Genomic DNA, 20,312 nt, shown 5'->3' on the forward strand with positions numbered 1-20,312 from the left:
GCTAAACCAGCTCCACTTCCACCACGCCGGGCACCGCTCGCATCGCCGAGGCAACCTGCGGCGAGATGCGGTAGCGATTGGGCAATTCGATCTCGACCTCGCCCTGTCCGGCTTCCTTGATCAGCACGAAACTCACCTGCCCCTCGCCCTTGACCGAAAGCTGGTTGGCGAGCGTGCCGAGCGGCGCTGCGTCGCGCACGAAGATGCGCAGCGCCTTCTGGATGCGGCTGGCTTCGTCTTCCAGCGACTGCACGGTCTGGATGCGCAGATTGATGCCCTCCGGCCGGTCCTCCGCCGAAACGGTGATCACCACCGAGCGGCCCGGCTCCAGCATGTCGCGATACTGCGCCAGCCCTTCGGAGAACAGCACCGCCTCGTACTGGCCGGTCGTGTCGGAGAACTGCACCACGCCCATCTTGTTGCCGGTACGGGTCTTGCGCTCCTGCTTGGTGGTGACGGTGCCGGCGAGCCGGCCCGCGGCAGCGCCGCGTTTGACAGCCGCCGAGAATTCACCCCAGTTCTGCACCCGCATCTTCTGCAGCGCCGCCTTGTACTCATCGAGCGGATGCGCAGAGAGATAGAAGCCGACCACCTGGAACTCGCGGTGCAGCCGGTCCGCGGCAAGCCACGGATCGGTCGCCGGCAGGTTGAGCGCCTGCGACTGGCTGCCGAGCGACGCGCCAAAGATGTCGGCCTGGCCGGAGATGGCATTCTGCTGCGCCAGCGAGGCAAGCCCCATCATCCGCTCGACGCCAGCCATCATCTGGGCGCGGTCGTGGCCGAAGCAATCCAGCGCGCCGGCCATGATCAAGCTTTCGAAGACGCGCTTGCCGACGATCTTCGGATCGACGCGTTCGCAGAAGTCGGCAAGGTTCTTGAACGGCTTCTCGCCGCGCACGGCGACGATATGCTCGACCGCCGCGTCGCCGACGCCTTTGAGCGCCGCCAGCGAATAGAAGATCTTGTTCTCGCCGACCTCGAAGGGGCGGAAGCTGGTCATCACCGACGGCGCCACCACCTCGATGCCGAGGCGCATGGCGTCCTGGCGGAAGTCGGCCAGCTTGTCTGTGTTGCTCATATCGAGCGTCATCGACGCCGCCAGGAACTCGACCGGGTAGTGCGCCTTGAGATAGGCGGTCTGGTAGGAGACGACAGCATAGGCGGCCGCGTGCGACTTGTTGAAGCCGTAGTCCGCGAACTTGGCCAGCAGGTCGAAGATGAAATCGGCCTGCGGCTTGGAGACGCCGCGCTCGACCGCGCCGGAGACGAAGCGCTCGCGCTGCTTGTCCATCTCGGCGCGAATCTTCTTGCCCATGGCGCGGCGCAGAAGGTCGGCTTCGCCGAGCGAATAGCCCGACAGCTCCTGCGCGATCTGCATCACCTGTTCCTGATAGACGATGACGCCTTGCGTCTCCTTCACCAGGTGGTCGATCTTGGGATGGATCGAGGCCATCTCCTCCTCGCCATGCTTTCTGGCGTTGTAGGTCGGGATGTTCTCCATCGGGCCGGGGCGGTAGAGCGCCACCAGCGCGATGATGTCCTCGATACAGTCCGGCCGCATGCCGATCAGCGCCTTGCGCATGCCGGCACTTTCAACCTGGAACACGCCGACGACCTCGCCGCGCGACAGCATGGCGTAGGTGTCCTTGTCGTCGAGCGGGATCGTCGCGAGATCGATGTCGAGGCCGCGCCGGCGGATCAGCTTCACCGCCGTTTCCAGCACGGTCAGCGTCTTCAGGCCGAGGAAGTCGAATTTCACCAGCCCCGCCTGCTCGACATATTTCATGTTGAACTGCGTGACTGGCATGTCGGACCGTGGATCTCGGTACATGGGCACCAGCTCGGACAGCGGCCGGTCGCCGATGACGATGCCGGCGGCATGCGTCGAGGCGTGGCGGTAGAGGCCTTCGAGCTTCTGCGCCGTGTCGAGCAGCGTCTGCACGATCGGTTCCTTCTCCGCCTCCTCGGCGAAACGCGGCTCGTTGGCGATGGCGTCCGCCAGCTTGACCGGATTGGCCGGGTTCTGCGGCACCATCTTGGAGAGCTTGTCGACCTGGCCGTAAGGCATCTGCAGCACGCGGCCGACGTCGCGCAGCACCGCGCGCGCCTGCAGCGTACCGAAGGTGATGATCTGGCCGACCTGGTCGCGCCCGTATTTCTGCTGGACGTAGCGGATCACCTCCTCGCGCCGGTCCTGGCAGAAGTCGATGTCGAAGTCGGGCATCGAGACGCGGTCCGGATTGAGGAAGCGCTCGAACAGCAGCGAGAAGCGCAGCGGGTCGATGTCGGTGATGGTGGTCGAATAGGCGACCAGCGAGCCGGCGCCTGAACCGCGCCCCGGCCCGACCGGGATGCCTTGCGATTTGGCCCATTTGATGAAGTCGGCAACGATGAGGAAGTAGCCCGGAAACTTCATCTTCTCGATGATGCCGAGCTCGAATTCCAGCCGCTCGCGATATTGCTCGACCGTGTAGCCCGGCGTCGGCCCATGCGCGGCAAGCCGCGCCTCCAGCCCCTCGCGCGCCTGGCGCGCAAGCTCGGCGGCCTCGGCTTTCTCGGCGGCGTCCTTGTCGGCTGCATCGGCGCCGGTGAAGCGCGGCAGGATCGGGCTGCGGTTCTTCGGATAATAGGAACAGCGCATGGCGATCTCGACCGTGTTGTCGATCGCTTCCGGCAGATCGGAGAACAGCCGAGCCATATCGGCCTGGCTGCGCAAGAAATTGTCCGGCGAAAGTCGCCGGCGATTGTCCGCGGCGACCACAGAGCCTTCGGCAATCGCAATCAGCGCATCATGCGCCTCGTAGTCGTCGCGCTTGGAGAAGAACGCCTCGTTGGTGGCGACCAGCGGCAATTCATGCGTATAGGCCAAGTCGACGGTCGATTTTTCGACCGTGCGGTCGTAGCCGGCGACCCGCTCCAGCTCGACATAAAGCCTGTCGCCGAACAGGCCTTTGAGGAACAGCAGCCGCTGTTCGGCAAGGTCGCGCCGATCGGCCTTCAGCGCAGCGCCGATCGGGCCGCGCGGGCCGCCGGTCAGACAGATCAAGCCGTCGCTTTTGCCTTCCAGCATGACGCTGGTCAGATGGACCGGCTCGCCGGGCGGTGTCTCGAGATAGACCTTGCTGATCAGCCGCACGAGATTGGCATAGCCAGCCTCGCTGGCGGCGATCAGCACGACCGGCGACATCTCCGGCCCTTGGCGGCGGCGGTCGCGCTGGGCCTCGACCGCCTCGCCGGAAAAGGCGAGATCGATCTGGCAGCCGATGATCGGCTGGATGCCGTCCTTGACCGCCTTCTGGGCGAACTCGAGCGCGCCGAACAAATTGTTGGTGTCGGTCACCGCGATCGCTGGCGCCTCGTCCTTGACCGCATGGCCGACGATCGCGCCGAGCTGCAACGCACCTTCGAGCAGCGAATAGGCCGAATGCACGCGCAGATGGATGAAGGTGCGGGCCGGCGCCTCCGGCCGCGCGGCCTTCACGGCTGCTTCGCGCTGCAACGGGTCGCGGGGAAGTCGTTCATCCGCCATGTTTTTCGCGCTGTCCCAAAGACTCAAAATCTATGCAGATGTATTGTCCCGGACGGAGCCATGCCAGTCCAGCACAAATGACCCGCAGGGCACAGGCTTACGGCTCGCTACCGCCTTTTATCAGGCGAACTCCATGATCACGGCGTCGACCGCCAGGCTGTCGCCGGGCTTGGCGTTGAGCCTGGCTACCGTGAGGTCGCGTTCGGCGCGCAGCACATTTTCCATCTTCATAGCCTCGACCACGGCCAGCGTCTCGCCGGCCTTCACCTCTTGGCCCTCCGCTACGGCGATCGAAACAACGAGGCCGGGCATCGGGCAAAGCAGCATCTTCGAGGTATCCGGCGCCACCTTCTCCGGCATCAGCCTTTCGAGTTCCGCCGTGCGCGGCAGCATGGCGCGCGCCGTCACCGACATGCCTTTCCAGGCGATGCGCAAACCGTTCAGCACCGGACGGATTTGCGCCACCACCTTCTCGCGGCCGACCGTGCCCTGCCAGATCGCGTCGCCCGGCCGCCAGTCGGAGGTAACCGTCAACGGCTTGCCGCCGTCGATCGACAGATCGACCTCCATCGGTATGGAAATCATGCCGTCGACGATGGCGACGGATTGATACTGCGCGCCGATCTTCACCACCCAGTCGCGCTTGAGATGGCCGGAATGCGGCGCGAGCCGGCCGCTCAGACGGTCAAGCCGGTCGCGGCGCAAAAGTTCGATCGCCGTTGCGACGGCCGCGAACACCGCCCTTTCCTCGCCATCCGGCGCGACCGGCGAAAAACCGTCCGGATATTCCTCGGCGATGAAGCCCGTCGACAGCCGCCCCTCGCGCCAGCGCGGATGCTGCATCAGCGCCGAAAGGAACGGGATGTTGTGCTCGATACCGTCGACGACAAAACTGTCGAGCGCCTCCGACATCGCGTCGATCGCCTCCAGCCTTGTCGGCGCCCAGGTGCAGAGCTTCGCCACCATCGGGTCGTAGAACATTGATATCTCCGAGCCTTCGGTAACGCCGGTATCGTTGCGGATCACGACGTCGCCGAACGTGCCCTCCTCCGGCGGCCGGTAGCGGGTCAGCCGGCCGATTGACGGCAGGAAGTTACGGAATGGATCCTCGGCATAGAGGCGGCTCTCCACCGCCCAGCCGTTCAGCTTGACGTCGCTTTGCTTGATGCCGAGCTTTTCGCCGGCGGCGACGCGGATCATCTGCTCGACCAGATCGATGCCGGTGACGAGTTCTGTCACTGGATGCTCAACTTGCAATCGCGTATTCATTTCAAGGAAGTAGAAGTTCTTGTCCTTGTCGACGATGAACTCGACGGTGCCGGCGCTTTGATAATCGACGGCTTTCGCCAGGGCCACCGCCTGCTCGCCCATCGCCCTCCTGGTCTTGGCGTCCAGGAATGGCGACGGCGCCTCCTCGACCACCTTTTGGTTGCGGCGCTGGATCGAGCATTCGCGCTCGCCGAGATAGAGCGCCGTGCCATGCGCGTCGGCCAGCACCTGGATCTCGATATGGCGCGGATCGACGACGAACTTCTCGATGAAGACGCGGTCGTCGCCGAAGGAGCTTTTCGCTTCCGAACGCGCCCTGTCGAAGCCGTCGCGCACTTCCGCCTTGCTCCAGGCGATGCGCATGCCCTTGCCGCCGCCACCGGCCGAGGCCTTGATCATCACCGGATAGCCGATCTCACCTGCGATCCTTTCGGCATGGTCAGCGTCTTCGATGACGCCGAGCCAACCCGGCACGGTCGAGACCTTGGCTTCGCTGGCGAACTTCTTCGATTCGATCTTGTCGCCCATCGCCTTGATGGCCTTGGGCTTCGGCCCGATGAAGATAATGCCTTGCTTCTCCAGCGCCTCGCAGAAAGAGGCCCGTTCAGACAGGAAGCCATAGCCCGGATGCACCGCTTCCGCGCCGGTCTCCTTGGACGCGGCAATGATCTTCTCCGGCACCAGATAGCTCTGCGCGGCCGGCGGCGGCCCGATATGCACTGCTTCGTCGGCCATTTCGACATGCACGGCATCGCGGTCGGCATCCGAATAGACCGCCACGGTGGCAATCCCCATCTTGCGCGCCGACTTGATCACGCGGCAGGCGATCTCGCCGCGATTGGCGATCAGGATCTTCTTGAACATTCGGATGTCGTTCCTCCGGCGAAGCGGTCCAGTTCTATGAATAATTCCGGCGCGCCTCAAGTGTCCGCGGATTGGCCCTGCCGGCCGGTGCCGATTGCAGAAAGCGCGCCGAAAAACGTCGCAAGAGACGTTGGCCGCCAGCGCGGAACTCGCTAAAGTTACCCACAAGGCTGAAGGGCTGGCAGGCTGGCATTCGCCACGGGCAGCTTGCCGTTAGCTAAAACATGCAAATAGCTTTGGGAGGAATGCCTCATGAAAACGCGTGCCGCCGTTGCCGTCGCCGCCGGAAAGCCGTTGGAAATCATGGAGGTGGACCTCGAAGGCCCGCGCGAAGGCGAGGTTCTGATCGAGGTCAAGGCAACCGGCATCTGCCACACCGACGAGTTCACGCTGTCGGGTGCCGATCCGGAAGGCATCTTTCCCGCGATCCTAGGCCATGAGGGTGCGGGCATCGTCGTCGATGTCGGCAAGGGCATCACCTCAGTCAGGAAGGGCGACCATGTCATCCCGCTCTATACGCCCGAATGCCGGCAGTGCCCGTCCTGCCTGTCGCGCAAGACCAATCTGTGCACCGCCATCCGCGCCACTCAAGGGCAAGGCCTGATGCCGGACGGCACCTCGCGCTTCTCCCTCGGCGGCGAGAAGCTGTTCCACTACATGGGCTGCTCGACCTTCTCCAACTTCACCGTGCTGCCCGAGATCGCGCTGGCCAAGGTCAATCCCGACGCCCCCTTCGACAAGATCTGCTACATCGGCTGCGGCGTCACCACCGGCATCGGCGCCGTCATCAACACGGCCAAGGTCGAGCAAGGAGCGACGGCGATAGTCTTCGGCCTTGGCGGCATCGGCTTGAACGTCATCCAGGGGCTTCGCCTTGCCGGCGCCGACATGATCATCGGCGTCGACGTCAACAACGACAAGAAGCCCTGGGGCGAAAAATTCGGCATGACGCATTTCGTCAATCCGAAGGAGATCGACGGCGACATCGTGCCTCACCTCGTCAACATGACCAAACGGGGCGCCGACCAGATCGGCGGCGCCGACTACACCTTCGACTGTACCGGCAACACCAAGGTGATGCGCCAAGCGCTGGAAGCCTCGCATCGCGGCTGGGGCAAGTCGGTCATCATTGGCGTCGCCGGCGCCGGCCAGGAGATCTCGACGCGCCCCTTCCAGCTGGTCACCGGCCGCACCTGGATGGGCACCGCCTTCGGCGGCGCGCGCGGCCGCACCGACGTGCCCAGGATCGTCGACTGGTACATGGAGGGCAAGATCCAGATCGACCCGATGATCACCCACACGCTGAAGCTCGAGGACATCAACAAGGGTTTTGATCTCATGCATGAGGGCAAATCGATCCGGAGTGTCGTGGTTTACTAGATGAAGGAGGTCCAGATTCGTGTTCGTATAAGGTTCATCGACTGGGAAAAGTCGACGGTCCATCGAATACGGAATTTTGGCGAGGACCTGTGGCGTAGCTTCAGGGACAACAATCGCATTCAGATCGACTTGGGAGAAATCGATCGGGCAGTTGATGAAATCACGTTTCTCGTACGCGACACTTTTTTGAAAAGGAGCCTGCCAGAGGTGCACCGCCTGCTCAGCGCGCACCTCATGGAGACTGAAGCGATCGTCGACACCAAACCGGTGTGATCAAAGAGGGAGGAAGTAGGAATGGCGGAAAAACTGCATCATTCAATTGACAACGGCCTGCCCAAGGAAAGCGCAAGCTTTGCCGGCGGCACGCTGGTTTGCCTGTGCACCAGCAAGCCGGTGAAGGTGAAGGTCAAGGGCCAGATCGCCCACAACCATGCCTGCGGCTGCACGAAGTGCTGGAAGCCGGAAGGCGCCATCTTCTCGGTCGTGGCCGTTGCCGGCACGGGCGACGTCACTGTTACCGAGAACGGCGATAAGCTCAAGGTGGTCGATCCGGCCGCGCTCATCCAGCGCCATGCCTGCACCGGCTGCGGCGTCCACATGTACGGCCCGGTCGAGCGCGACCACCCCTTCAAGGGCCTGTCCTTCATCCATCCCGAGCGCTTCGAGGAGGACGGCTGGTCGCCGCCCGGCTTTGCCGCCTTCGTGTCCTCGATCATCGAATCCGGCGTCGACCCGAACCGCATGGGGGGCATTCGCGGCCAGCTGAAGTCGATCGGGCTGGAGCCCTACGACTGTCTCAACCCCGGCCTGATGGACTATATGGCCACCTGGACGGCGAAGAGGTCCGGCGCGCTGCCGGCCTGACAAATCCTGCGATTTCTGCCATGGGGCTGGCTGACACGCCGGCCCCATATTGTTTGGAAGCAACGATGCCCGCACCCGTTATCTACGTCGATGCCGACGCCTGCCCGGTGAAGGCCGAGGTCGAGAAGGTCGCGGAGCGCCATGGCGTCGTCGTTACCTATGTCTCCAATGGCGGCCTGCGCCCGTCGCGCGATCCGATGATCCGCAACGTTGTCGTCTCCAAGGGCGCTGATGCGGCCGACGATTGGATCGTCGAGAACGCAAGAACCAATGACGTTGTGGTGACGGCCGACATCCCGCTTGCCGCGCGCACGGTGGCGCTCGGCGCGCATGTGCTGGGACCGACCGGCCGCCCCTTCACGCCGGAGACCATCGGCATGGCGGTGGCGATGCGCGATTTGAAGCAGCATCTGCGCGAAACGGGCGAGAGCCGCGGCTTCAATGCCTCCTTCACGCCGAAGGACCGCTCGCAGTTTCTCGGCGAGCTCGACCGCATCTTGCGACGCGCGCTCAAATCCGTCACACCGGACTGATCCAACGTCTTCAGGGACCCGAGCCATGGGTGAAGACCTCAAGACGCCGATGCATCGGCATATGCAGTTCGCTCTGGCCTTTGCCATCGGCGTCGTCGCACTGCTGCTAGCCCTGCTTTTGCGCGCGCCGCTCCCCTATTCCATTGGCGCCAATGTATTCTTTGCAAGCTATATCGTCCTGGTCCTGACGCTGATGCCACGGCTTACCGGCCGCTATCTCAGCAAGAACGCCCGCGCCACCGACATGCCCGTGCTGCTGATCTTCGCCGTCACGCTCTTCGTCGTCGTTGCAGCCATCGTCTCGCTGTTTCTTTTGATCAACCAGAAAGCCGCCACGCACCCCTGGCAGCTCGGCTTTGCCATGCTGTCGATCCCGCTCGGCTGGTTCACAATCCACGCCATGGCATCGTTGCATTACGCGCATGTCTACTGGAAGGACGGTGGCGAGATCGACGAGAAAACACAAAAGAAGATGCCGGTCGGCGGCCTCGATTTTCCCGGCGGCAAGCGCCCGGAAGGCTGGGATTTCCTCTATTTCGCGACCGTCATCGGCATGACGGCGCAGACCGCCGACACGGCCATCACCACCTCGCAGATGCGCATGGTCGTGCTCGTCCATTCGATCCTGACCTTTTTCTTCAACACGGTCATCGTTGCGGCGGCGGTCAATCTCGCGGTGAGCCTGGGATCTCCGTAATAAATCCGTGATCGTATGAAACATTGCCTTGTGCGGCGACGTATTGAGGGGGAGACAATGACCTGAGAAGCCGCTTGCATGAGGCGGCCGGAGGCAGAATGGACACTGTTGCCAACAACCAATCCGCCGCCAAGCCGGACGGTAAGGACACGACCCTTATCTATCGACAGTCGCGCTGGACGCGGTTGACCCACTGGATCTGGGCTCTCTCGCTGTTCTTCATGCTGCTTTCCGGCCTGCAGATTTTCAACGCGCGGCCGCAACTCTATATCGGCAAGCAGTCAGGCTTCGAGTTCCACAACACGATTCTGCAGATCGGCGCCGAAAACACCGCCAACGGTCCGCGCGGTTTTACCGAAATCTTAGGCCATCGCTTCGACACCACCGGCGTGCTCGGCTGGTCGGGCCCACTGGGACAGGAGACACAGCGCGCCTTCCCCTCCTGGTTGACGATCCCCTCCTACTACGACCTCGGCACCGCTCGCGTCGTGCATTTCTTTTTCGCCTGGGTGCTCAGCGCGACGTTGCTGATCTGGCTGGTCGCCGGCCTGATCAACGGCCATATCCGCCGCGACCTCGCCCCTCGCATGTCGGATCTGCGCAAGCTGCCGCGCGACATCGTCGACCACGCCAAGCTGAAATTCCACCATACGCGCGAATACAACACGCTGCAGAAGATGGCCTATGGCGGCGTGCTCTTCGTGCTTCTGCCGCTGATGATCGTCACCGGGCTGGCCATGTCGCCGAGCATGGATTCGGTGCTGCCGTGGCTCAACGAAATCCTCGGCGGCCGGCAGACGGCGCGCACCATCCACTTCACAATCATGCTGCTTCTGGTCGGCTTCTTCATCATCCACATCCTGATGATCCTTGCCGCCGGCCCGATCAACGAGCTGCGCTCGATCATCACCGGCTGGTACCGCACCGACCTGCCCGCAAAGCATGACGAGCCGGCTGAGAGGAATGTTTGAGATGGCCAAATTCCAGATCACGCGCCGTAAATTCTTGACCGCCAGCAGCCTCGGCCTGTCCGGTATCGCGCTTTCGGGCTGCGATGCCTTCGACAGCAGTCTCGGCATCGGCGGCGGCCTGCGCAGCTTCCTCGAAAACGCCAACGGCCTGACTTACCGCGCGCAGCGCCTGCTCGCCGGACGCGATGCGCTCGCGCCCGAATTCACCGAGGCTGACATCCGTCAGCCACAGCGGCCGAACGGCGTCACGGCTCCCGATGACGACACCTATAAAGGCTTGCTCGCCAACAATTTCGCCGACTGGCGCCTGGAGGTCACCGGGCTGGTCGAAAAACCGCTGTCGTTGAGCCGCGAGCAGTTGCAGAACATGCCGAGCCGCACCCAGATCACCCGCCACGACTGCGTCGAAGGCTGGAGTTGCATCGCCAAATGGACTGGCACGCCATTGTCGCTGGTGCTCGACCAGGCGGTGGTGAAGCCTGAGGCCCGCTACGTCATGTTCCACTGCCTCGACACGATCGAGCAGAGCCTGTCCGGCGACATCAAATATTACGGCACGATCGATCTTATAGACGCCCGCCATCCGCAGACGATCCTGGCCTATGGCCTGAACGGCAAGCCGCTGCCGGTCGAGAACGGCGCGCCGCTGCGCGTGCGCGTCGAACGCCAGCTTGGCTACAAGATGCCGAAATATCTCTACAAGATCGAGCTGGTCGACGGTTTCGCCAATGTCGGCGGCGGCCGCGGCGGCTATTGGGAAGACAATGGCTACGACTGGTACGGCGGCATCTGATGGCCCCTCACCTGCAGGCCGAGCACGATCTTGCGTCGGCCGAGCTTGATGCCATCGAGGAACGTCTCGACAGCGGCAACCGGCATCTGACAGGCCGTGACGATGATCGCGGCCTGGTCTTTGCGCTGCGGGACACAGCCGGACGCCCGATTGGGATCGCCGCTGGCTATTCGTGGGCTGGAATCGCCGAACTCAAGCTGATGTGGGTCGACGAAGCCTGTCGACGTCTTGGTCATGGCAGGAAGCTGCTGGATGCCTTCGTAACGGAGGCTGCCGCGCGAGGCGTTCGACGCATCTGGGTGGCAACGCACGACTTCCAGGCACCGGGCCTCTACGTGAAGGCGGGCTTCGAACGTATGGGCGAATTCGCCGGATGGCCCGAAGGCCATTCCAACATCATTCTCTGCAGGACACTTCCAGGAAACGCCTAGGCGACCTTATCCAGCAGCGGCTTCAGCGCTGGATGGATTTCCGGCGAGGCGTGCTTGATCAGCGTCAGCAGCGCGCGCTCATTGTCGCGCAGCGGCCGCTGGCCGCCGCCGACGCGCTCGGCCAGCCATTGGGCTTCGTCGGCGTCGATGGTCTCCGCGCGGCGAGCAAGCGCCTCGCTGGCCCGGTTCCTGGCTTCCCATTCGGCCTCGATGTTGTCAGGGGAATTATAGGCCTCGAGGATTGCGGAAAACCCGCCCGAGACCATGCGGCTGAAGAACCCGCCCAGCGTCGGCGCCGCCTCGTCGAGGAAATCTTCATGGCGCAGCGCCGCTTCGCGCGTCGGCGGCTCGTAGCCGGCCGAGCACATGACATAGTTGGCGATCGCCTTGACGAAGAGGTCGTTCCACGACGGATCGTTGTCGGCGGCCGCGGTCCGGTCGTTGATCCTGAACAGGACCTCGGCCTCGGCCTTGCTGATGGCGATGTTGCCGTCGCCGCCATAGGCATAGAGGATTCGCCGCAGCAGATCGACCTCGGCCCTGGCGATCAATCCGGGCACAAGTTCGCCGCCGAGCATCAGCGGCCCTCGGCCGTCGATCACCGCATGCGCGACCTGCTCCAGCGCATAGGCCGAAAGCTCATTGGGCGAGGATTTCGCCTCCTCCAGCACATGCACCAAGAGCTCGAGCTCTGTGCGGCTGTCGACCATGCCGTCACGCGAGATCGTACGAACCAGCCAGCCGGCGTTCTCCTGAGAAATGTAGCCCTCAGGCCTTTCCTGGTGGACGATGTAGTCGGTCACCGCCTCGACGAAGAACGGCGCCCATTCGCCGCATTTGTCGCGCGCGCTCTGGTCGAGCGCGAACAGCGCCTCGGCCTCGCCGCGGCTCACCACGCCATCTGCGAACACCTCGCGCCGCAGCATCGCCACGTCCTCGGCCGAGATCTTGTTCTTCGAGGTCAACCCCGCCACCGGAGCGCTCATGATCAATTCGCCCATTGCCGTCCCTGCCCTGTCGCCTATTGCCGGCGAGCCTTTGTCATCCCGCCGGTTTATCAGCATTGTCTTGAGAAACCGGCAAATGGCGTGGTTAGCGAAGACTTGTCAGCCCGGCGCGGCAAGGTGCGTCGAGATTCAGGTCGGCGCACCTTTGATGTCGCAGGGAGGTGACAAGGTGTCGCCGACGGGCTATGGATGGCGCGTCGGGGACTCAGGCGACTGAGTCCTACCTGTTTGCGGGAGAGAGCAGCGCAAGCTGTCGCCGAAGGGGAAATCGCCCGAAATCTCTCAGGCAAAAGAACCGTTAGCAGGAAAGACAACTCTGGAAAGTCGGGATTCGTCCCGCGCCGAAGGTGTAAGCGCTGCCGACAGAGTTCCGGGGCGCGAGTCTCTCAGGCTTCAGACAGAGGGGCACGAACTGGGCCGCCAAAGGCGGTCGATTGCGTGCGACTCTGGAGAAGACATGACGGGCGACGGCACCAGACATCTACCCCTCGAGGATTTGCATCGGGCCGCGGGCGCGCGCTTTGGCGCCTTTGCCGGCTGGTCGATGCCGCTCACCTATCCGCCCGGCGTGATGAAGGAGCATCTTCACACGCGCGAGCATGCCGGCTTGTTCGACATCTCGCACATGAAGCTGTTCGAGGTCAGCGGTCCGGAGGCCGCGGCGCTTCTCAACCGCGCCTGTCCGCTCGATGCCGGCGCTCTGGAGATTTCCCAATCCAAATACACCTTCTTCCTCAATGAGGCCGCCGGCATCATCGACGACCTGATCGTCACCCGCCTTGGCGACGACCGCTTCATGGTCGTGGCCAATGCCGGCAACGCCGTCGAGGACGAGAAGCATCTTCAGGCGCTGGCCGTCGATTTCGATGCCAAGGTCGAGCCGCTCGACCGGGTCTTCCTGGCGATCCAGGGACCGGACGCCTGGGCTGCACTTGCGCGCGCGGGTATCGAGACCGGCTCGCTGCTGTTCATGCACGGCATCGAGCCGAGCCAGAAGTGGTTCATGAGCCGTTCCGGCTATACGGGCGAGGACGGTTTCGAGATCGGCCTTCCGGAGGCTGATGCCCGCGATCTCGTCGCCAAACTGCTGGAAGACGAGCGCGTGCAGTGGATCGGCCTCGCCGCCCGCGACAGCCTGCGCCTCGAAGCCGGTCTCTGCCTGCACGGCCAGGACCTGACGCCCGAGATCGATCCGGCGAGCGCCGGGCTGATGTGGGCGATCCCGAAGGAGGTTCGCGCCGCCGGCCATTTCATCGGCGCCGACGCGCTGCGCTCCATCCTCGAGCGCGGCCCGTCGCAGAAACGCGTCGGCTTAAAGCCCGAAGGGCGCCAGCCGGTGCGCGCCGGCGCGGCGCTCGTCGATGCCGACGGCCATCCGGCCGGCCATGTCACATCGGGCGGTTTCGGCCCTTCGAGCGGCCACCCGGTCGCCATGGGCTACGTCAACACCGCGCTGGCCAAGGCCGGCACGAAACTCTTCGCCGACGTCCGCGGGACGAAAATTCCCGTCGACATCGCTGCCCTGCCCTTCACCCCACACCGCTACCGCAAAGGATGATTTCCAGATGGCAAAGACCTACTTCACTGAAGACCATGAATGGCTGCGCGTTGAAGGCGGCGTCGCCACCGTCGGCATCACCGACTATGCGCAGGAACAGCTCGGTGATCTCGTTTTCGTCGAGCTGCCGGAAATCGGCCGCAAGCTCGCCAAGGGCGATACCGCCGTCGTCGTCGAATCCGTGAAGGCGGCATCGGACGTCTACGCGCCGGTCGACGGCGAGATCACCGAGGCCAACGGCTCACTGTCGGCTGACCCGTCGCTGGTCAATTCGGCGGCGACCGGCGACGGCTGGCTCTGGAAGATGAAGCTCGCCAACGAAAGCCAGCTCGACAGCCTCATGGATGAGGCCGCCTACAAAGCCCATATCGGCTGATAGCAGGATTTTGGAAATGACCGCAGCACCTACTCCCTTCTCGGCCCGCCATATCGGCCTCGGCGTCAGCGACGTCAGGGCAATGCTCGCCACCATCGGCGTTCCTTCCGTCGAGACACTGATCAGCCAGGCCGTGCCGAGATCGATCCGGCTCGACCAGCCGCTCGCCCTGCCCGCTCCGGCGAGCGAAGCGGAAGCGCTCGCCGAATTGTCGGCGATCATGGCGAAGAACACGGTGCTGAAGAGCTTCATTGGCGCCGGCTATCATGGCGTCTTCGTGCCGCCGGTCATCCAGCGCAACCTGTTCGAGAACCCGGCCTGGTACACCGCCTACACGCCCTACCAGGCCGAGATCAGCCAGGGCCGGCTGGAAATGCTGTTCAACTTCCAGACTTTGGTCGCCGAGCTGACCGGCCTGCCCGTGGCGTCGGCCTCCCTGCTCGATGAAGCCACCGCCGTCGCCGAAGCCGTCGGCATCGCTCTGCGCCACCACCGCGACAAGCGCACCAAGGTGGCGCTTGCCGGCACGCCGCATCCGCAGACGCTGGATGTCGTGCGCACCCGCGCCGAGCCGCTCGGCACCGAGGTCGACGGCGAGACGATCGACGACAACACAGCCGCCCTGCTCGTCTCCTGGCCGGACACGTTCGGCGTCTATGGCGACCACAAGGCGGCGATCGAGAAGGCCCGCGCCTTGGGCGCGCTTGTCATCTTCATTGCGGACCCTCTGGCGCTCACGCTGACCGACTCGCCAGCCGCACTTGGCGCCGACATCGCCGTCGGCCCGATGCAGCGCTTCGGCGTGCCGATGGGTTTTGGTGGACCGCACGCCGCCTATTGCGCCGTTTCCGACAAGCTGACCCGTCTGATGCCCGGCCGCCTCGTCGGCCAGTCCACGGATACCAAGGGCCGTCCTGGCTACCGGCTGGCACTGCAGACGCGCGAGCAGCATATACGCCGCGACAAGGCGACTTCCAACATCTGCACGGCGCAGGCGCTGCTCGCCAACATGGCGACGGCCTATGCGATCTGGCACGGCCCGGCCGGCCTGCAGGCGATTGCCGGCCATGTCCATGGGCTGGCCGACCGCCTCGCCTCCGGTCTCAAGGCTGCGGGCGTTGCCGTGCTCGGCGCGAGCCGCTTCGACACGGTGACGGCGCAGGTGAAGGGCAAGGCCGTCTCGATCGCGCAAGCCGCCGAAAAGACCGGGCGGCTGCTGCGCGTCATCGATGCCGACCATGTCAGCATCGCTTTCGACGAAACCTCGACAGAACCCGATCTCGAGGCGATCGCTGGCCTCTTCGGCGCCAAGCCGGGCGCTGAGGGAAGCTCGATGCCCGGCAAGCCGCGCGGCAAGGCGTTCCTGACTCAGCCAGTCTTCCACGAGAATCGCTCCGAGACCGAGATGATGCGCTTCCTGCGCCGGCTGGCCGACAAGGACCTTGCGCTCGACCGCACCATGATCCCGCTCGGATCCTGCACCATGAAGCTGAACGCCGCCGCCGAGATGATGCCGGTGAGCTGGCCGAGCGTCGCCAATCTGCACCCTTTCGCGCCGGCCGGCCATTCGGCAGGCTATCGAGCCATGGCCGAGCAGCTGGAGGCCTGGCTGTCGGAGATCACCGGCTTCGACGCCGTCAGCCTGCAGCCCAATGCCGGCAGCCAGGGCGAATATGCCGGCCTGCTCGCCATCCGCGCCTATCACCGCGCGCGCGGCGAAGGCCACCGCACGGTCTGCCTGATCCCATCTTCCGCGCATGGCACCAATCCGGCGAGCGCGGCGATGGCCGGCATGAGCGTCGTCGTCGTGCGCTGCCTGGACGATGGCAATATCGACATGGACGATCTGCGCGCCAAGGCGAACGAGCATTCCAAGAATCTCGCGGCACTGATGTTCACCTATCCTTCAACGCACGGCGTCTACGAGGAAGGTGCGCGTCATCTGTGCGCGCTGATCCACGAGCATGGCGGCCAGGTCTATTTCGACGGAGCCAATCTCAACGCACTGGTCGGCCTTGCCCGTCCCGGCGACATCGGCGCCGACGTCTGCCACATGAACCTGCACAAGACCTTCTGCATCCCGCATGGCGGCGGCGGCCCGGGCGTCGGCCCGATCGGCGTCAGGGCGCATCTGAAGCCCTATCTGCCGGGCCATGTCACCGAAGGCTCGGCGCATGCCGTGGCGGCCGCCCCCTTCGGCAGCGCTTCGATCCTGCCGATCACCTGGATGTATATTCGCATGATGGGCGGCTCCGGCCTGAAGCAGGCGACAGAGACGGCGATCGTTTCGGCCAATTATGTGGCGACGCGGCTCGCGCCGCATTTCCCGCTTCTCTACAAGGGCCGGAGCGACCGCATCGCGCATGAATGCATCCTCGACACCCGCGTGCTGAAGGAAAGCGCCGGCATCAGCGTCGACGACATCGCCAAGCGCCTGATCGACTACGGCTTTCATGCGCCCACCATGTCGTTCCCGGTTGCCGGCACCCTGATGGTCGAGCCGACTGAGTCCGAGCCCAAGCGCGAGCTCGACCGCTTCTGCGAGGCGATGATCGCCATCGCCGGCGAGGCCGCCAAAGTGGCAAAGGGCGAATGGCCGTCCGACGACAACCCGCTGGTCAATGCTCCGCACACCGCGGCGGAAGCGCTGGCGGGCACATGGACCCATCCCTATTCGCGGCTGGAGGCGGCCTATCCGGCAGGCGACGCCGATCTGGCGGCGAAATACTGGCCGCCGGTATCGCGCATCGACAATGTCGCCGGCGACCGCAACCTGGTCTGCTCGTGCCCGCCACTGTCGGAATATCTCGGCGCCGCCGAATAGCCGCGGCCTTTCAGGCAGTCTTCAGGGCCGGCCCGGCATCGGGCTGGTCCGCCGAGACCTCAGCAATGACGCGGTTGCGCCCGGCACGCTTGGCTGCGTAAAGCGCGGCATCGGCTTGCGCCAGCACCTCGTCCAAAGGACGGCCCGTGGCGGAGCCAAAACCCATGCCGCCGCTGACGCTGCTGCGCAGCGGGCCGCGGGGGGTGGGCACGACCTCCGTGCCGAAAGCGACGCCGAGCCGGCTCGCCAGATCATGCGCCTTCTCAGGCGTGATGCGCGTCATCACCAGCGCGAATTCCTCGCCGCCCAACCGAAAGGCGTCGACCCCGGTCTTGCCGTATTTCTTGATCACCGCCGCGAAGCGGCAAAGCACCTGGTCGCCGGCGGGATGGCCGAAGACGTCGTTGGTCATTTTGAAATGGTCAAGATCGAACATGGCGATCGCCATGAACGGACCGAAGCTGCGATCGCCGTAAAGCTCGCTGAGCGCCCTGCGGTTCATCAGGCCGGTCAGCGGATCGGTCATCGTCTCCGCCTTGAGCTCGATCTGCGCCTGCAGATGGTGCAGCGAAAGCGTCAGCGCGCCGAGGCCCGTCATGCAGGCGACCGCGACGACGGAGTTCAACCGCTCCGCCCAATTGTCGGGCGCGCCACCAAGCACCCATTGACCCTTGGCGACCAGCACCACGCAGCACAGCGCGAAGGACGCGCCACAGGCTCCGCTCAGGAACGAAACGACAAGCAGGATGCGGCGGTCGTGATCGCCTTTTGTCCAGAACATCGTCCCGATCGCCGCGAGCAGCACTGTCACGGAAGCGTAAGTGATCTGGAAGCCGATGCCGTCGAAGCCGAGATAAGTGACAATCGCACAGGCGGCCATCGCGGCCAGTGTGGGCACGACCGCGCGGCGGTAGTCGCTAAAACCGAGATACTGCATGGCCGACAGGCAGATGACCAGGAAACCCAGCGTGAGCAGCGCGAGCACCGCCTGGCACAGCCAGGGGTCGGGATCCTTGGTATAGCGCCAGAACGCGACGACATGGGCGACGAGCACGAGGATGCCGCAGGCGACGGTGAGCACGAAGCGCGCGCGCGGAGCGGTGAACCAGATCGCTAGCATAGTGATGCTGAGGCATGTGCCCGACAGCGCCGCCGCGAGCAGAAGCGAACTAAAATCCAACATTGTTGAGCCGCAGCCTTTTGGGAGTCGTCAGTGACGCCGCATTCTAGGTTAACGGCGGCCCGCTGATACCGTTTTCAGCTAACCTTTCTACCCAACCTTCCGACAAGGTTTACAAAGCATCCACTACTGCATCTGGCAGGCGGAAAGACTAGAAATTTTTGGTTTATATTGAGACAGTTCTTCTTCCACAAGCTCGAGCGATCGGCGCGAAAACGGCATTGTTCCGATGTTGTACACTTGGTAACCGGCTGACAAGCGGGCGTCGGCCCGCCGGAAATTCCGCCCTGTCGCTTTCGGCAATCGACAAACGGAGTGGAACCTGTCCCGTTTCGCAGAAACGGCGTTCGACCGTGGCAGGTGAATTCAACCGGAGCGATTCAATCCAAGCCCGATAGGCCCTTAGCTCTTGTTCAGCAACGCCAGATTGGCGTCGACCACGGTCTGGTCGACCATGCCGGCCTTGGCTTCGAGTAGCAGCACCCTGGCCTTTTTCTTGTTGCCGCGCAGGAGCTGCGAGTAACCCATATTGTTGACGATCTGCGGCTTGCGGCCGGCGACCTTCAACAGCTGCGCATAGGCGCGATCGGCGAAGTCGAAACGACCGAGCTCGTCATAGGACGCGGCAAGCCCCATCCAGGCTTCGGCATTGTCGGATTTGAGCTCGACCGCCTTGCGGAAATGCTGTTCGGCAAGGCCGAAATTCGCCTCGCGGAACTGCGCCTTGCCTTCGACGAGGTCGTTGGCGCTGACATCCTTGGCCACCGGCTGGATCGCCGTGGTCTTGGTTGTGTCGACGTTGTTGTTGGTCGTGCAGCCCGTGATCATCAAAACGGCCGCCAACGCCACCGCTGCCCTGAGAAGTCTCTGACGCATGCCCCTGCCCCGTCGCCCGATTTGCCGGGTCGTTCTTCAGGGAAAGACCATATAGGAGAGCGATTAAGCTTCGGTGCCGAAATGCACCTAAATTTTGGTTGCGCGCCAAGGATGCGTTAACCACCGCGCAGCGACCGTTGAGGTGCAGGAAGTAGCCATTCGCAGGCCGGCATCACCTGAAATATCAACACGCCTCAGTGATGCGCCGTCAGCTTCACGATGATCGGAATGATGGCGATCATCAGCACCACCGGCAGGATGCAGACCGTCACCGGAACCGACATCTTGGCCGGCAAGGCGTGCGCCTTCTCCTCGGCCAGCGACATGCGCTTGTGCCGCATTTCGTCGGAAAAGACGCGCAGCGAGCCCGACAGGCTGGTTCCAAGTTCCTTGGACTGCTGCAAAAGCGTCGCGAAAGACCGCACCTCATCGAGGCTGAGGCGGTCGGCGAGCGCTTTCAGCGCGTCGTCGAGGCTGCGGCCGGCCCGCAATTCCAGCGACACCAGGATCAGGTTCTGGCTGAGCGACGGATAGGTGCGGGAAAGCTCCTTGGAAACCCGCTCGATGCCGGCCTCCATGCTCATGCCGGCATCGGAGCAGACGATCATCAGATCCATGAAGTCGGGAAAGCCGTTGCGGTATTCGCGCATCTTTTCCCGCACCTTCTGCGTCAGCACCAGGCCCGGTAGGAAATAGCCGCCGGCGCCCGACAGGATGATGAAGGTCCAGCGGCTGGTCATGGTCGACTCGGCGCTTGCCGCCCAATGGTTGACCAGGAACGCGCCGAACGCCGCGCCGACCAGGGCTGCGAAACGGATCAGGAAGAACGTGCCGACGGCGCGCGGCTCCATATAGCCGGCCTGGATGAGCTTCAACCGCAGCCGCGCGACGTTTTCCGGGTCGCTCTTGGCATAGAATTCCTGCGCCCGTTTCACCGCCTTCTCGCGCACGGCGTTGGCGTTCTTCTTGGGCGCAGCCTCGGCCTGCTCCTCCGGCTGCATCACCTCGACCTTCAGCCGGCGCTTGACCTCGCTGCGATCCCCCTTGGCGAGCACCAGCGGCCAGGCGACGGCGCCGCCGCCCAGCACCAGGAGCAGCACCGCAACCGGCACCAGCGAGGTCGGCGCGAGCGAGGCGAGGAAGCGGATGACGTCTTCCAT

The 20,312-nt window shown here is 63.9% G+C and carries 17 protein-coding genes and 1 riboswitch; of the genes, 11 read left to right on the top strand and 6 right to left on the bottom strand.

Going from position 1 to position 20,312, the window contains the following annotated elements:
• Position 1: 1 nt before the first annotated feature.
• A complete protein-coding gene (dnaE, locus tag EN869_RS17235) occupies positions 2-3,529 on the bottom strand; it encodes a DNA polymerase III subunit alpha (protein ID WP_127227210.1) in 3,528 nt (1,175 codons plus the stop codon).
• A 120-nt stretch (positions 3,530-3,649) separates the two neighbouring features.
• Positions 3,650-5,662: an acetyl/propionyl/methylcrotonyl-CoA carboxylase subunit alpha gene (locus EN869_RS17240; RefSeq protein WP_127227209.1), complete on the bottom strand. Its 2,013-nt coding sequence runs from the start codon at positions 5,660-5,662 to the stop codon at positions 3,650-3,652.
• Between the two features lie 252 nt (positions 5,663-5,914).
• Between EN869_RS17240 and EN869_RS17245 the strand changes: the two genes are divergently transcribed.
• The 8 genes from EN869_RS17245 (at position 5,915) to EN869_RS17280 (ending at position 11,331) form a co-directional block, all read left to right on the top strand.
• A complete protein-coding gene (locus tag EN869_RS17245; protein ID WP_127227208.1) occupies positions 5,915-7,042 on the top strand; it encodes an S-(hydroxymethyl)glutathione dehydrogenase/class III alcohol dehydrogenase in 1,128 nt (375 codons plus the stop codon).
• Positions 7,043-7,315, top strand: a complete 273-nt coding sequence (locus tag EN869_RS17250) for a hypothetical protein (protein WP_127227207.1) — start codon at positions 7,043-7,045, stop codon at positions 7,313-7,315.
• A 21-nt stretch (positions 7,316-7,336) separates the two neighbouring features.
• Positions 7,337-7,906 (top strand): S-(hydroxymethyl)glutathione synthase, encoded by a 570-nt coding sequence (gfa, locus tag EN869_RS17255; RefSeq protein WP_127227206.1) that lies wholly within the window; start codon positions 7,337-7,339, stop codon positions 7,904-7,906.
• Positions 7,907-7,971: 65 nt separating this feature from the next.
• The gene (locus tag EN869_RS17260; protein WP_127227205.1) at positions 7,972-8,439 is read left to right on the top strand and encodes a YaiI/YqxD family protein; all 468 of its coding nucleotides are present in this window, start codon (positions 7,972-7,974) and stop codon (positions 8,437-8,439) included.
• 25 nt (positions 8,440-8,464) lie between these two features.
• Entirely contained in the window at positions 8,465-9,136 is a 672-nt protein-coding gene (locus EN869_RS17265) for a DUF1345 domain-containing protein (protein WP_127227204.1), read from the top strand.
• A gap of 98 nt (positions 9,137-9,234) precedes the next feature.
• Positions 9,235-10,107 (top strand): cytochrome b/b6 domain-containing protein, encoded by an 873-nt coding sequence (locus tag EN869_RS17270; RefSeq protein ID WP_127227203.1) that lies wholly within the window; start codon positions 9,235-9,237, stop codon positions 10,105-10,107.
• A 1-nt stretch (position 10,108) separates the two neighbouring features.
• Positions 10,109-10,900 carry a molybdopterin-binding protein gene (locus EN869_RS17275; protein WP_127227202.1) on the top strand — a complete coding sequence of 264 codons (792 nt, stop codon included), beginning with the start codon at positions 10,109-10,111 and terminating at the stop codon, positions 10,898-10,900.
• Positions 10,900-11,331, top strand: a complete 432-nt coding sequence (locus EN869_RS17280; RefSeq protein WP_127227201.1) for a GNAT family N-acetyltransferase — start codon at positions 10,900-10,902, stop codon at positions 11,329-11,331. The genes EN869_RS17275 and EN869_RS17280 overlap by 1 nt, the downstream gene beginning before the upstream one ends.
• Here EN869_RS17280 and EN869_RS17285 read toward each other — a convergent pair.
• Positions 11,328-12,332 (bottom strand): hypothetical protein, encoded by a 1,005-nt coding sequence (locus EN869_RS17285; protein WP_127227200.1) that lies wholly within the window; start codon positions 12,330-12,332, stop codon positions 11,328-11,330. The two genes, EN869_RS17280 and EN869_RS17285, sit on opposite strands and share 4 nt — an antisense overlap.
• Positions 12,333-12,559: 227 nt before the next feature.
• A riboswitch (glycine riboswitch) is annotated at positions 12,560-12,646 on the top strand.
• 149 nt (positions 12,647-12,795) lie between these two features.
• Here EN869_RS17285 and gcvT point away from each other — a divergent pair.
• The 3 genes from gcvT to gcvP are packed head-to-tail and all read left to right on the top strand — an operon-like array spanning position 12,796 to position 17,096.
• Positions 12,796-13,896 (top strand): glycine cleavage system aminomethyltransferase GcvT, encoded by a 1,101-nt coding sequence (gcvT, locus tag EN869_RS17290; protein ID WP_127227199.1) that lies wholly within the window; start codon positions 12,796-12,798, stop codon positions 13,894-13,896.
• 7 nt (positions 13,897-13,903) lie between these two features.
• Entirely contained in the window at positions 13,904-14,272 is a 369-nt protein-coding gene (gcvH, locus tag EN869_RS17295) for a glycine cleavage system protein GcvH (RefSeq protein WP_112101258.1), read from the top strand.
• Positions 14,273-14,288: 16 nt separating this feature from the next.
• Positions 14,289-17,096, top strand: a complete 2,808-nt coding sequence (gene gcvP, locus EN869_RS17300) for an aminomethyl-transferring glycine dehydrogenase (RefSeq protein WP_127227198.1) — start codon at positions 14,289-14,291, stop codon at positions 17,094-17,096.
• A 10-nt stretch (positions 17,097-17,106) separates the two neighbouring features.
• On the opposite strand, the gene EN869_RS17305 is transcribed toward gcvP, so the two are convergent.
• The 3 genes from EN869_RS17305 to EN869_RS17315 all read right to left on the bottom strand — a co-directional run bounded on the left by EN869_RS17305 (position 17,107) and on the right by EN869_RS17315 (position 20,312).
• A complete protein-coding gene (locus EN869_RS17305; RefSeq protein WP_127227197.1) occupies positions 17,107-18,279 on the bottom strand; it encodes a GGDEF domain-containing protein in 1,173 nt (390 codons plus the stop codon).
• 399 nt (positions 18,280-18,678) lie between these two features.
• The gene (locus EN869_RS17310) at positions 18,679-19,152 is read right to left on the bottom strand and encodes a hypothetical protein (RefSeq protein ID WP_127227196.1); all 474 of its coding nucleotides are present in this window, start codon (positions 19,150-19,152) and stop codon (positions 18,679-18,681) included.
• A gap of 194 nt (positions 19,153-19,346) precedes the next feature.
• Positions 19,347-20,312, bottom strand: coding sequence for a type II secretion system F family protein (locus EN869_RS17315; RefSeq protein ID WP_127227195.1), 966 nt, complete (start codon positions 20,310-20,312; stop codon positions 19,347-19,349).

The organism is Mesorhizobium sp. M2D.F.Ca.ET.226.01.1.1 (genome assembly GCF_004022705.2).
In the GTDB taxonomy this organism is placed as follows: Bacteria; Pseudomonadota; Alphaproteobacteria; order Rhizobiales; family Rhizobiaceae; genus Mesorhizobium.